We start from the raw sequence: 13,608 nt of genomic DNA, 5'->3' as shown, positions 1-13,608 counted from the left end.
CGCATCGTCGCGGCTTTGGTCGTGGGCACCATCGTGTTCGCGGGGTGCGGCAACGACAGTGAAAAGTACTTCGGCGAGCGGGCCACGCCGAACAGCCCTCGAGCCGTTCCCATCGCCCAGGCTCGCCGTGAGGCGTTGACTCTCTTGGTCTATCTCTACGACGTTCTCACCAAGGAGTTCGGCCTCGGCGAGTGGTCCCGCTTCGAAGGCGGAGAGCAAATACATGATGAACCTCTTGACTGTCCTGAGGGCTACACCGCCGAGTCCTACTCCCTGGGAGCCGCCGCCCCGCTCGGGAAGGACAAGTGGGAGGCCGCCGTCAAACGCGTCTACGAGATCGTCAAACCCTATGGCTTCGGCCCACCCAAGGAAGAACCGAGTCACGGTCAGGCAGTCAGTTACTACAATCCCAATACGGGTGCTGAGATTCGTCTTGGCTATAACAATTCAACTTCCGTGGACGTAGGCTCTGGGTGTGCAAAAGGGACGCAGCTCTTCGAGAATTGGCCCGAAGGAGCGGAAGTCGTCCCCCAGAGGCTCCGCGGCTCAGGCCGCGCGCTCTACACCATGGACCACGAGATTTGGCCAGACCAAGCACCCGACCCCAACACACCACCAACACCCCCACTCCTGTCACAACAGCAAACCAAACCATCTACACCGCCATCACATAAGCACACACAGAAATAGATAAAAATGTCAACATTATCCTTCTCAGACTCCACCGCCAGAAAGCTCGACTCCACCAGTGAAAACGCGACCGACCTCCTCAACAGAATGGCGAGCATCGGTCTACCGCTAGAGCAACGAGTTACGCGGTTCAACGGCTCCCGACGAAGCGGTCGGCGTCGGATCTCCTGGTTTGGGAACGAGCAGAAATGGTAAGCGCAATATGTTCTCTGGGCAGATACACATCGGCAGAGCATCGGGAGACCTGATCGCCTCTGCAGGCGGACGGTTCAGAGGCGACCCGGCCTGGAATCGAAAATTCAAGCGCTTTAGTCCGGGTATCGGGTTTTCGCAGCGAATGCGCATCGCCGTGGCACTGGTCGTGGGCACCATCGTGTTCACGGCGTGCGGCAACGACAGTGGAAAGTACTTCGGTGAGCGGGCCACGCCGAACAGCCCTCGAGCCGTTCCCATCGCCCAGGCTCGCCGTGAGGCGTTGACTCTCTTGGTCTATCTCTACGACGTTCTCACCAAGGAGTTCGGCCTCGGCGAGTGGACCCGCTTCGAAGGCGGAGAGCAAATACGCACTGCAGCCGTTGACTGTCCTGAGGGCTACACCGCCGAGTCCTACTCCCTGGGAGCCGCCGCCCCGCTCGGGAAGGACAAGTGGGAGGCCGCCGTCAAACGCGTCTACGAGATCGTCAAACCCTATGGCTTCGAGCCTCCCCAGAAAGATCCAAACGCTGACGAAGGACGTTCGGTGACGTTCTACAATCCAAACACCGCAGCTGAAATTAGCTTAGGCTTCGAAAAGTCTACCGCCTTACAAGTAGGCTCTGGATGTGCGAAGGGGACGCAGCTCTTCGAGAATTGGCCCGAAGGAGCGGAAGTCGTCCCCCAGAGGCTCCGCGGCTCAGGCCGCGCGCTCTACACCATGGACCACGAGATTTGGCCAGACCAAGCACCCGACCCCAACACACCACCGGCACTCCCAGCCCTGCCTCAACAACAGACTAAACCATACACGCCACCATCACATAAAAACACGCGAAAATAGAAGAAAACATGTCAACCTTGTCTTTTTCGGATTCCACCGCCAGAAAGCTCGAACTCACCAGTGAGAACGCGGCTGATCTTCTCCACAGAATGGCGAGCATCGAAAAAGTGCGCTCCTCCAATGACAAGCTCATAGGCGCCGATCTGGGCGCCCCCGCGGAACGCGCAGCCGACGCCCTGGAGGAAATGCGCATGCTCTTCTCCAAGCGGATCGCCATCTACCAGCGCGGAGTGCTGGGGGCACAGGCGAACTTCTCCTCGACCGAGGAATCCGTCTCCCAGTGGGTGAAGGGAAAGACGGGGGCGGCCCGGCGGATGCGCCCGCTTTGACGGCCCCGTTCCTCGGGCGGGCTACTCCGCCTGGGATCGACTCTCGGCGCGTGAAAGGAGGGCGCGGCCGGGCCCGCCGGTTTGAGCTCGCCGGCGCCCTCGGCCTGGCGGCGTCCACGGACCGGACGCGCTACGATCTTTCCAAGGTATTCAACCACATTCCACCCGCCAGGCAGGAGGAATCCCATGGAAGAAGACACACGTGCCCTGATCATCGTCGACGTTCAGCCCACCTTCTGCGAAGGCGGTGCCCTGGGCGTCGAAGGCGGCAATGCCGTTGCCGAGCGGATCGCCGATTTCGTCACGGAGAACGCGGACGAGTACGAGCTCCTCGTCACCACCCAGGACTGGCACGTCAACCCCGGCTCCCACTTCTCGGACACGCCCGACTTCGTGGACACCTGGCCCGAGCACGGGGTGGCGGGAACGGCCGAGGCCGAACTGCACGAGGCGATCGCCTCGCTCCCCCTGGACGCCTCGGTGAAGAAGGGAGAGTACTCGGCGGCCTACTCCGGCTTCGAGGGAAAGGACGCGGAGGGGCGAACCCTCGAGGAGATCCTGCGCGCCGCCGGGATCCAGGCCATCGACGTGGTGGGCCTGGCGGAATCCCACTGCGTGAAGGAAACCGCCCTCGACGCTCTGCGCCTGGGCTGGCGCACTCGGGTGCTCTCGGACCTCACCGTCCCCGTGAGTCCCGAAACCGGCGAGGACGCGCGCCGCGAGATGGACGAGGCGGGAGTCGAGCAGATCCCCACGGCGTCGGCCTTCGGATTCTACGAGGAGGGCGAGGACGCTCCGATCCCCGGCGACTTCGCGGACGAACCGCACGGCGACGGATCCGGCTTCGCTGGGGGCGAACTGGACGACCTCGGCGACCTTGACGACTACGATAACCTGGATGACTTCGACGGCTTAGACGACAACCTGGACGTCCCAAGCGGAGGCGAGGCGGGCGCCGCCGGCCTCTTCGCGGATGTCGACGGTTTGGCCGACCTGGACGCCGACGACCTGCTCGAGGAGCTCGACGTCCTGGAGGAGCTCGACGACCTTGAGGAGGACGTCGACTTCTCCGACGAGGTCGACGAGGCGGACTTCGACTTCTCCGACATCGACTTCGACCCTGGGGCTCCGGGCAGCCGCCGGCCTCCGGCCTAACGGGCCTGGGCAGCCTGAGAGATAGTCCGCCTGAGTAGCCCGGTCCTCTCTGAGTAGCCCAGTCCTCCCTGAGGAGTCTGGGCGTCCGTCGCCGGCGAGTCGTCAGCCCGGTGGGTCTCGCCTGCCGAGCTCAGCCGAGTGGAGCCGCGTGTCCATCGTCTCGAAGCCGATCTCGCCTGCCGGACCCCAGTCGAGCGGAGCCGCGACTGCAGGCCGCGCGGGCCCGCCGGATCATGCGTCCGCGGTCTGGTCGGGTTCCTCGGATCGGTCCGGTTTCTTCACGTGCTCCAGTTCGAAGAGCGTGCGCCCCCACCCGATCGCGTGGCGGCCCCGGAGTCTGAGGCCCGCCTGCTGGAAGACCGCGAGGAATTCGTCGTCTGTGCGGATGCCCCCGCCGCCCAGGGAGAATTCGACGAGGTCGGCCTCGTAGTCGCAGCCGGTGGCGGCGGTCGGGTCGAGCACGTCTTCGAGGAGGAGCAGATGGCCGCCCTCGGCCAGGGTGGAGGCGGCCGAGCCCAGGACCATCGCGAGCGACTCGTCGTCGTTCGGCGAGCTGAGGTTCGTGAAGAAGATCGCGTCCGGTTTCGACGGCTCGCCGGTTGTCAGCATCGAATGCGTGAACACCGCTTTGACGGCCTCCACGGGGTCGTCCACGAAGACGATGCGCGGGTGGGATCCGCTGCGCTGCTTTTCGTCCTGTTCGTACTCCGACACCATGACGACCACCAGCATGTCCTCGTACACCTCGACGAGGGCCGTGGCGTATTCGATCCCTCCCGTTCCCCCGACGATGACGTACGAGTCGCCTTCGAAGACGGGATCGGCTGCCAGGGAGCCGGCGTTGTAGGAGGCCTGCTCGGCCTCCTGAGCGACTTTCTCGGCCAAGATCCCGGGGTGATGCTTGGCGCCGTCGCTGAAGGGCGCGCTGAACCAGTGTTCGACGTCATCGTCGCTGCGCTTGCCCGCCACGGCGGGGGCCAGGGAGAGCATGCCGCCGATCTCCTTGACCACATCCGGATTGCTCAGGCCCAGTGCCTCGGCGATTCGTTCGTCCTCCAGTTCGCGGCCCAGCTCCGTCAGAGTGTAGGCGACCATGCCCGGCGCGGCGTCCGAGGTGCCGGTCGTCTCCGTCCCGTCCGCGGCTCCCGCCTCGACTGCCCCTCCCGGCCTTGCCTTCACGATCCCGATGCTCTCGAGATAGCGCAGGAGCTTGGGCGCCCCGGCCCTGTCGATGCCCAGCCGTTCGGCGATCTGGCGGGCGGTTCGCGGGCCGTCCGCGAGCGCGTCGGCCAGTCCGATGGTGGCTGCCACGCGCAGGGCGAAGCCTGGGAAGATGTCGGCCTTGCGGTAGATGGCTTCGAGTCGGCCGTTCGCCGCATCCGGGCCCCACACGCCGGGCTGGCCCAGCGTCCCGGACCGGCCTCGGGTCTGTGCGCCCCGATCCGATTCCCCTTCGGATGCGGAGCGTCGCCAGTATCGCGACACTTCGACGCAGTCCCGGGGCAGTCCGGCGTCGTTGCGCAGCCATCTGCGGATCGACGCGAGGGCGGCGGCTTCGCCGGCGACCCAGACGTACGGCGTCCCGTCCCACCATTCGGCGGAGCGGATGGCGTCGAGGAGCAGCGGGGCGGTGCCGGGCGCGGCTCCTCGCCTGCTGAGCCACGTCAGTTCGACGCCTTCGGGGATGGGCAGGTCCTGGCGGTGCGAGTCCTCCCCGATCTCCACGAAGACCCGTCCGCGAGCGCCCTCCGGCCATTCCTCCAGCCAGCGTCCGATGGCGGGCAGGGCTGTTTCGTCTCCGGCGGCCAGGGTCCACGCGACGCCTTCGGGGTGGCCGGCCGAGGCCTTCGGCCCGACGATCTGGATCTCGTCTCCCGGGCGCACGCGCTGCACCCACGCGGTTCCGGGCCCGCCAACGCGGCGAACGACGTCGACGTCGATCTCCCCGGCTTCGGCATCCCACCGGCGCACAGTGTAGGCCCTGGAGAGGATGTGCGCGCCGTCGCGGGGCCAGCGGACGACGCCTCTGCCCTGGGTGGGCCGGTCGGTCCCGGGCTGATCGGGCCGGTCGAGGACGACCTCGATCGCGTCGTCGAATCCGTCGGAGCGGAATGCCGCCACGGGATTGCCGTTCGGGGCGATGTGCGCGGCGAGCTGGGGGCCGCCCATCGTCACTCGTCTCATCCCCGGGGTCACGTCGGCCACGCGCAGGACTTCCAGGGTCCGTGTCGTGATGCCGTAGGCGTCGATGGAGCGGCGCAGGCGGGCCATTGCGGGTCCTTTCGATTATCTGGATAGCGGGCGGGGCGTCGGCCTGACGCGTCGGGCGCGGGTCGGAGAGCGCTTGGGGAGCCGGGTACGGCGGGGCAGAAGCCGTGCTGGGTTCGAGGGCGCTTCGGATCGGCTGTACGGCGCAGGTGGAACCCGAATCGAGTCTTGCAGTGTCGAGCTCGGAACACAATAGAGGCCGCAGATTGAGACGTTGCGCTGCGGATCGGGAGGGCGAGACTTCGCCGATTCCGGCCCGAGTGTTCCGGACTTTCTCAGGCTCGCCACAGGCCCGCTCAAGGTCGGGGAGGTTCCATGGTGGTCGTCAACCGAATGAAGCGGACACGCCGATAGGGTGAGCCCATGTGTGTACGTGACCGTGTCCGCCATCTCTCCGCCCGCGGGGGCGGCCGAAGGGGGTGATACGTGCACGACGAACGGACGCACCGCCGTCCGGGCGGCTTCCCTTCATCGCCCGGTTTCCGGTGGCGGGCGGGAGACGACACGTGGATCGTCTCCCGCCCTTCGCGTTGCGGAGCGCCGAGGCGAGGCGCCCACGCCTGCGGCGGGCATCGCAGGCATGGGCATCGGCGGCGCGATAGGACGGAAAGATCCGATAGGCTGAGCGTCGAAGAACGGAGTACCTCGATGACGACAACGCCTCCACCGTCCGCTCGCAGGCCGCCGGCGCAGGACGCCGTCACCCCGCCCCAGCCGGATCCCCGGCCAGATGCGCGCCGGCCCGGCGTGCGGCTGGTCGTCGCCGACATGGACGGGACCCTGCTCGACTCCGGCGGTCGCATCCCCGAGGGGTTATGGCCGCTGCTGGATCGGATGCGCGAACGCGGCGTGGTGTTCGTCCCCGCCAGCGGGCGGCAGCACGCCAGGCTGGCGCGGATGTTCGAGCGGGCGATCGACGGGATGCCGATCATCGCCGACAACGGCAGCTACGTCGTCCTCGACGATCAGGAGCTGCACTCCACCACGCTGGAACGGGACGTGGCCGTGGATCTCGTCCACAGGGTCCGGGCCGCCGGCCGCAGGCAGCTCGTCCTGACGGTCAGCGGGAAGCGCTGCGCCTACGTCGAATGCGCCGACGAAGCTTTCCTGGCCGAGTGCCGCAAGTACTATTCGCGTCTGGAGATCCTGCCCGACTTGCTCGACTTCGACGACGAAGTCCTCAAACTCGCCCTCTTCGATCCCGAGAGCGTCACGAGGTTCGCAGAGCCCCTCATCGCCGATCTGGCGGGCAGCCACCACGCGGCGACGTCGGGCCGGTACTGGCTGGACATCGCGGCGAAGGGGACGAATAAGGGCGCGGCCCTGCGCAGGCTGCAGGACCGGCTCGCCGTCCCGCCGGAGCAGACGGCCGCCTTCGGCGACTACCTCAACGACATGGAGATGCTCCAAGCGGCCGGACGTTCCTTCGCCGTGGCCGACGCCCACCCGCAGATCCTCGCCGTCGCGCAGTGCCGCATCCCCTCGTGCGGCCAGGACGTGGTCGACGCAATCGGCAGGCTGCTCGCGCGGGGATGATTTTCGCAAGGCCCGCGGCCCGCACATTACGCAAGCCGTCCGGTGCTCAATTATCCGCGCGGCCTCAAGGAAAAGTCCCGACGTTGTGACCTTTAACGAAACACGTTCCGCGCACAAATCCCGCCATTTTCGCAACGTCTCCGGCAAAGCGCGCACCCGCGCGGATCGCTGCCGATAAGGCCGTCCTCACATCGAAGGGCCGCCGCGGAGTCAGGCCTGCCTGCCTTCCTATACTGGCCATCCATTCGGGCATACCGTGGCTGTATGACATTCGGAGCGCGGCTCGCGGCTCCGCCCCAGACCATCATCGAATACGCATCCATCGCACGGAGGTTTCCATCATGACCAACCAAACTCTCGTCTCGACGTGTGCGACCACCGCCTGCGCCTACAACAACGGAGGCTGCACGGCCTTGGCCGTCACCATCGGCGGCACCGGCGCCAGGCCGACCTGCGCCACTTTCGTCAAGCTCGACGCCCGCGGCGGCCTTCCGGTCGCCAATGGCCGCGTCGGCGCGTGCCAGCGCCTGGAGTGCGTGCACAACAAGGATCTGCTGTGCACCGCGCCGGCCATCGATGTCGCCGGCGACACGGCCGAGTGCGCCTCGTTCACCGCTCGCTGACGGGAGCGCCGCCCGGCCGTCGGGCCGTGGGACGGCATCCCGCGAAACGTGGGCCCCGATTCGGGGCCCACGTCGTCGATTCCGGCGCGAGTCCGCACTTGCACGCCGGAGCTCTTCCATCCGGCCGGGGCCGGAAGCCCGCTGCCGGGCGCGGAGCCTCACCCTCCGGCGTCGAACAGCGCGGACAGTTCGAGGGCCAGTTGCGCGCCGGACGCCACGGGCCGTTCGAAGGGGACGTACGCCGTGGTGGCGTCGTCGTGGCTGACCTTCATCAGGGTGAGCCCGGTCCTGTCCACGTCGAGGCATAGAACCGCCGCCGTCATGTGCTCGCATCCCATCCGAACGGCCTGGCGGGACAGCAGCGCCCCTGGGACCGCTCCCCCGAGGACTCTGCCGAAGAGCGAGTCCAGCCTGCACGGCGGATGCCCGTTCAAGATGTCCATCGCGAGCAGTTCGCCGCCAGGCGCCTCGTAGAGGTCGGCCCCCGATTCGGCCTGCCACATCGCCATGCCGTGCTGTTCGCGGACGTCGTCGAACATCACCGGGGTGACGCCGGCGGCGTCGTGCAGGAGGATTCTACCGGTGGAGTAGCGGGCGAGCCGGCCTCCGGGCGCGACGGCTACCTCGGCGACCCGCTCCGGCAGGCTGCCGGACACCAGGAGCTCGGCGGTCTCGGCGGCGCCGAGCCATTCGAGCCTTCCGAGCGCGTGCGCGGCCGAAGCGACGATCTGAATCGCCGGATCGGGGGCCTCCTTCTCTATGGACAACCGGGCGTCCATGCCCCTCGCCTCCCCGGGGGCCAGGTGTTCGCTCAGTTCGCCTTCCGCGGTCGCGACGACTATTTCGCCTTCGGAGGTCAGCCCATGGGCGAGCGCGGCGAGCGTCAGCATGGGATCCTCTCGATACGCGACGAGACCCGCCTGCCCCGCGCCGGCCAGCAGACGGTGGACGCAGGAACGGCTGCGCGCCTGCCAGGTCTGGGCCGCGATCGCCTCGCGATTGGGGTAGAGCGATAGATCAGGGTTCACAGTCGATGCCCTCCACGTATAGGTCCAATGCGGTTAGGGTATCCTCACTGAACCGTCTTTGTGAAGTCCCTGCGGCGAATCGACCGCAAGCGGCCCTCATGCGGTTCGCCTCCTCATGCCGCACAAGGCGGCCGGCCGCGCCACCGCAGCCGCCCGTCAGCGCGGCCGGCCGCGCGCACCCGAAGCCTCGGCATCCCGAACGTCCCTTCTCCGCACGGCGGCCTCGTAGAGGTCTTTGGTTCGCGTGCCGGTCCGTCCGGCCACATGCGCAGCGGCGTCTTTGAGGCGGAGTCCGGCGTCGGCCAGGGCGAGGACCTCAGCCGCAGCGGCGTCGGCGTCCGCTTCCGGCCGCCGCCCGCCTGCGACGACCACGACGACCTCCCCGAGGACTTCGCCGTCGAAGCGTTCGGCGAGCTCTCCCAGGGTGCCTCGCACGACATCCTCGTGGGTTTTCGTGAGCTCCCTGCATACGCAGGCGCGGCGTGCGGAGCCGAGGCCCTCGCGCAGCGCCCGCAGGGAGGCGCCCAGTCGCCGGGGCGACTCGAAGAAGACCATCGTCCGGGTCTCCCCGACCAGCTCCCCGATCGCCCGGCGGAGGTCGCCGGGTCTGCGGGGGAGGAATCCTTCGAAGCAGAAGCGGTCGCTGGCCAGGCCGGAAGCCACGAGAGCCGTCAGCACGGCCGACGGTCCGGGAACCACCGTCACGGCGATTCCCGCTTCGGCGGCTCTAACGACGAGCCTGTACCCCGGATCCGACACCGAGGGCATTCCCGCGTCCGTGACGACGATCACCTTCCGCCCCGTCGCGGCCAGTTCCAGAAGGTAGGGGACCCGCTGATCCTCGTTGTGCTCGTGATAGGAGAGGACCCTGCCTCGCAGGCTCAAGCCGAGGCGGCCGGCCAGGGCGCGAAGGCGACGCGTGTCCTCGGCGGCTATCACGTCGGCCTTCTCGAGTTCCTCCCTCAAGCGCGGCGAGGCGTCGTCGTCGTTGCCGATGGGAGTGGCGGCGAGAACGATCCGCGGGTGCATAATCCCACTATGCCAGACTACTGCCCACGGCGTCCGAAGGCAGCAACCCGCATTCGGCAGGTAGACTCGCCCCCGTGAGTGGCAACCAGCAAAACCCGGATCCATTGACCGTTCCCGGAAACGCCAGCGCCGCCGGCCTCGCGGATACGCCCGAGCGCTCTCTCGCGAATGGCGGTCCGACGCTCGCACAAGCCTCGCCATCACGCACCCGGCGGCGGAAGGACAGACCTTCCCTCCAGCTGTCCGAGGCGCAGGCCGACGTCTACGAGGAGACCCTGCGCGGAAGACTCGGGCTGCTGCCCAAGGGCGTCAAATTGCCCGTGCGGATCCGGCGGCGCGGCTGGATCGCCACCGCTATCGCGGCGGTCATCGCCTTCGTCGCCCGCTTCTGGAACCTCAATCATCCGCGGGCCATCGTCTTCGACGAAACCTATTACGTCAAAGGGGCGTTCTCACTCCTGACCAGAGGATACGAGGGCCGATGGACGGGCGGCGACAAGACCAACGACCTCTTCGTCAAGGGCGACTATTCAGTGCTCACGAGCGATCCCGACAGAGTCGTCCACCCCCCGTTCGGCAAGTGGATCATGGCGATCGGGCAGCGCCTGTTCGGAACCGACAACGGGGTGGGCTGGCGCTTCTCCACAGCCTTCATCGGCGTGCTCACGGTGATCCTCGTCGCCCGTATAGCCATGCGCATGTTCCGCTCCCCGATCCTGACCGGCTTCGCGGGCATCGCGATCGCCCTCGACGGGATGGGGATCGTCCTGTCGCGCACGGGGATCCTCGACAACATCCTGGGATTCTTCGCGCTTATGGGATTCTGGGCCATTCTCATGGACCGAGAACGACACGCCGGGCAACTCGCCCACAGGGTGGCGCACGGCCGGTTCAGGGACACCGAGCACACGCGGACGGTCATCGCCTCGGGTCGTTTCGACGGACGCGCCCTGCCGACGGTCGACCCGTGGGGGCCCGGCCACTTCGCGCGCCCGTGGCTGGTCCTGGCCGGAGTCCTGCTCGGCCTGACGTGCGCCGTGAAGTGGTCGGGGATCTACGCGCTCGCGGTCTTCGGCCTCCTCACGCTGGCTTTGGGGGCCGTATCCCGCAAGATCGCCGGAGTCCCGCTGTGGTTCGGCGGGGCGACCTTCCGCGACGGCATCCCCGCATTCATCCAGCTGGTGCCCGTCGCGCTCGTCGCCTATCTGGCAGGATGGACCTCCTGGTTCCTCAACCCGCATTCGTGGGGGCGCAACTGGGTCGCCGAGGCCAGGAAGACGGGAGAGGATCTGCCGCTCTCGTGGGCCCCCGACATCGTCAACTCCTTCATCCACTACCACCAGGACATGTGGTCGTTCCACCACTCCCTGTCGGAGACGCACACCTACCAGTCGCAGGCGTGGGAGTGGATCTTCCAGGGGCGTCCCGTCAATTTCTACTGGGAGGAGAAAGGCGCTCCCCGCACCTGCGGCGCATCCAAGTGCGTTCAGGCCATCACGTCCATCGGCAACGTCGGTGTCTGGTGGTTGGCGATCGTCGGCCTGGTCATCGTTCTCATCGCCGCGATATTCCGGGCCGATTGGCGGTCCTGGGCCATACTCGCCGGGTACGCCGGGCTGTGGATGCCTTGGCTTCTCTACACGAATCGGACGATCTTCCAGTTCTACGCCGTCGCCTTCCTCCCCTACACCGTGCTCGCGCTGACGTTCGGCGTGGCGGCAGCATCCCAACTCCTCGGGCCGGCGCGAACGCGTCTGCAGCCGCAGTCGGCCCTCAAGGGCGCGGCCTCCTTCGTCCCCGAGCCGCTGCGGGTCGCCTCCAAAGAGCTGGCGCGGCAAGACTCCAGAGAGCTGGCGCGGCAGAAGGAGCCCACGAGGGAGCAGCCGGGCCGCACGCGGGAAAACGCCGTGCCGCCGGGCCCGGCCGATCACGCTCCCGAGCTCTTGGAGCACACCATGGGAGACCCCACCGACGACTCGGGATTCACCAGGCGTTTCCCCAATTTCCATCGTTTCCTCGACAACCTCTTCGACGACGGCCCGAACGGCAACAGCTCGGCTCCCCAGTCCGACTCCACTCCCGAGCCGGAAGCCGCGTCGTCACAGGCCTCGCAGACACCGCCGCCTCCCTCTCCGTCGTTCGAGGCGCTGGCCGGCGAATCCTCCGCCGTCCAGGCTGCCGCGGAGGCATCCGAGGGAGAAGAGGAGGCCTTCGAAGGGCAGACCTCCGAGGGATCTGAGGGAGAGGATGTCGAGCCGGCGTCTGACGAGGCTTCCTCGTCCGCTCCTGAAGAGGAGTCCGCGTCCGCTCCCGCAGAAGAATCGAAGGAGTCCGCTCCCGCAGAAGAGGGGGAAACGAGGCAAGCGGAGAGGAGGGAAGCCGAAGGGCCATTCCAGTCAGCGGGCGACCGGGCCGAGGCTTCGTCGCCGAGTGACCCGCCGGTTCCCGGCGATTTCCAGGTCCCTGCCCCGAGTCACCTGCCGGCTCCCGCATCCGGCGACCCGCAAACCTCCGTGCCCGAAGGCGCCGCGGCCGATCCCATCCCTGCGGAGTCAGCCTTCCCACAGGCCCCCGTGCCTGGAAGCTCGCCCGTCGCCACGCCCGGCAGTCTCCAGCTCTCCGCACCCAGCGGTTTCCCTCCCCCTGTGCCCGCTTCTCAAGCCCTCGGCGGCCAGACTGGCGCGGAAGAGGAGGCAGGCGGCTCCGCATGGTGGATGCCGAGGAAACCGCGGCTGGCGTCGTGGATCGTGCTCGGAGTGGTCACGGGCGTCATCGTCGCCGCCGCCGTTTTCTGGTATCCGCTGTGGACGGGGCGCACCATCACCTACGACTTCTGGCGGCTCCACATGTGGTTCGGAAGCTGGATCTAGGCTCTACGGCCGCCCTCGGAGCCTTCCACCGCCTTTCCCGCCCCGAGCCCAGCCCCTCGCACTGCCTCCTCCACCCGATTCCACTTACAAGCCGTTCCCAGGCATTTCACCGTCTGCGTCCCGTTTCCCTCTGTTCCATAGAGGATGCAAGGATCCAGTAGTGATCTCACTTCGGAGGACAACGTGAACGACAACAATCAGCAGACCGACGGCCGCAACGGGCAGGAACAGCCTCAACCGGCGGCAGGAGCCGTCTCCGCAGGGCACGGCGCTCCCGGAAACGCCGACGGTGCAGTGCACGCCTCAGGCGTTCCGGCAACGGAGGAGCTGAGCACCGCCGCTTCCCAACCCACCGCTGCCGCCGACGCCGCGGCCTCCCGGACGGCTCCGGCCACGGCCCCCGGCCCGGCCGTTCCACCGGGAGCGCCGATGACGGGTGCGCCGATGACGGGCACGGGGAAACAGCCGCGCAAGTGGTCCACCCGCATAGTGGCGGCAACCGGCGCTGCGGGTGTCGTGCTCGGAGGCCTCCTGGGCGGCGGGATCTCTATGGCAGTCGGCGACGACCACGGCGGGCATTCCCATTGCGGGCCGGGCCACGGTCACTATGACTTCGGCGACGGCAGAATGCCGCAGCCTCCGTCGGGCAGGATGCCGGGGAACGGCGACGGCAGGATGCCCCAGGCGCCGTCGGACCGGTCCGGAAACAATCCTGACGGCAATTCGGGCAAGAACGGCTCAAACCAGAACAACAACGGATCGAACAAGAACAGTTCGAATCAGAATGGCAACTCGAACCAGAACAACAATTCCGGTCAGAGCGGAAACGGCTCGGGCCAGAGCAACAGCGGGTCGGGAAACGACCAGTCGGATTCCAACGCCTCCAATTCGACGGCGAACTGATCCGATCGCGGCCCGGTGGGCTGCCCGGCCGCGCTTCGATGAGCGGCGCCTGCGCGACGGCGCTCATCGAGGCGGCCCGAAGGATCGCATAGCCCCCATACTCCGGACGCGCCGTCAGGCGGACGGCCCGCGTCCGACCGC

11 protein-coding genes are annotated in these 13,608 nt (G+C 67.4%); 8 read left to right on the top strand and 3 right to left on the bottom strand.

Features of this window, described 5'->3' with window-relative positions:
• Positions 1–21 precede the first annotated feature (21 nt).
• The 4 genes from HMPREF0043_RS11270 to HMPREF0043_RS09565 all read left to right on the top strand — a co-directional run bounded on the left by HMPREF0043_RS11270 (position 22) and on the right by HMPREF0043_RS09565 (position 3,210).
• Positions 22–690, top strand: coding sequence for a hypothetical protein (locus HMPREF0043_RS11270; protein WP_156897585.1), 669 nt, complete (start codon positions 22–24; stop codon positions 688–690).
• A 349-nt stretch (positions 691–1,039) separates the two neighbouring features.
• Entirely contained in the window at positions 1,040–1,726 is a 687-nt protein-coding gene (locus HMPREF0043_RS11265) for an LppA family lipoprotein (protein ID WP_156897584.1), read from the top strand.
• Between the two features lie 89 nt (positions 1,727–1,815).
• Positions 1,816–2,055 (top strand): hypothetical protein, encoded by a 240-nt coding sequence (locus tag HMPREF0043_RS09570; protein ID WP_156897583.1) that lies wholly within the window; start codon positions 1,816–1,818, stop codon positions 2,053–2,055.
• A gap of 186 nt (positions 2,056–2,241) precedes the next feature.
• Positions 2,242–3,210 carry an isochorismatase family protein gene (locus HMPREF0043_RS09565; RefSeq protein WP_021602869.1) on the top strand — a complete coding sequence of 323 codons (969 nt, stop codon included), beginning with the start codon at positions 2,242–2,244 and terminating at the stop codon, positions 3,208–3,210.
• 231 nt (positions 3,211–3,441) lie between these two features.
• On the opposite strand, the gene HMPREF0043_RS09560 is transcribed toward HMPREF0043_RS09565, so the two are convergent.
• Positions 3,442–5,481, bottom strand: a complete 2,040-nt coding sequence (locus HMPREF0043_RS09560) for an SIP domain-containing protein (protein WP_021602868.1) — start codon at positions 5,479–5,481, stop codon at positions 3,442–3,444.
• 645 nt (positions 5,482–6,126) lie between these two features.
• On the opposite strand from HMPREF0043_RS09560, the gene HMPREF0043_RS09555 reads away from it, so the two are divergent.
• Both HMPREF0043_RS09555 and HMPREF0043_RS09550 read left to right on the top strand, forming a co-directional pair.
• Positions 6,127–7,014: a Cof-type HAD-IIB family hydrolase gene (locus HMPREF0043_RS09555; RefSeq protein ID WP_040318281.1), complete on the top strand. Its 888-nt coding sequence runs from the start codon at positions 6,127–6,129 to the stop codon at positions 7,012–7,014.
• Positions 7,015–7,355: 341 nt separating this feature from the next.
• Positions 7,356–7,637: a DUF1540 domain-containing protein gene (locus HMPREF0043_RS09550; protein ID WP_021602865.1), complete on the top strand. Its 282-nt coding sequence runs from the start codon at positions 7,356–7,358 to the stop codon at positions 7,635–7,637.
• A 158-nt stretch (positions 7,638–7,795) separates the two neighbouring features.
• Here HMPREF0043_RS09550 and HMPREF0043_RS09545 read toward each other — a convergent pair whose 3' ends face one another.
• Positions 7,796–8,665, bottom strand: coding sequence for a hypothetical protein (locus HMPREF0043_RS09545; protein WP_021602864.1), 870 nt, complete (start codon positions 8,663–8,665; stop codon positions 7,796–7,798).
• Positions 8,666–8,821: 156 nt separating this feature from the next.
• Positions 8,822–9,694 (bottom strand): 16S rRNA (cytidine(1402)-2'-O)-methyltransferase, encoded by an 873-nt coding sequence (gene rsmI / locus HMPREF0043_RS09540; protein WP_021602863.1) that lies wholly within the window; start codon positions 9,692–9,694, stop codon positions 8,822–8,824.
• Between the two features lie 74 nt (positions 9,695–9,768).
• Here rsmI and HMPREF0043_RS09535 point away from each other — a divergent pair, with 74 nt between their 5' ends.
• Both HMPREF0043_RS09535 and HMPREF0043_RS11260 read left to right on the top strand, forming a co-directional pair.
• Positions 9,769–12,564, top strand: coding sequence for a dolichyl-phosphate-mannose--protein mannosyltransferase (locus tag HMPREF0043_RS09535; protein ID WP_084432547.1), 2,796 nt, complete (start codon positions 9,769–9,771; stop codon positions 12,562–12,564).
• 183 nt (positions 12,565–12,747) lie between these two features.
• A complete protein-coding gene (locus HMPREF0043_RS11260; protein ID WP_051317523.1) occupies positions 12,748–13,467 on the top strand; it encodes a hypothetical protein in 720 nt (239 codons plus the stop codon).
• The last annotated feature ends 141 nt before the right edge of the window (positions 13,468–13,608 follow it).

Source organism: Actinobaculum sp. oral taxon 183 str. F0552 (assembly GCF_000466165.1).
GTDB lineage: Bacteria > Actinomycetota > Actinomycetes > Actinomycetales > Actinomycetaceae > Peptidiphaga.
This window is presented reverse-complemented; position numbering and strand designations above follow the sequence as displayed.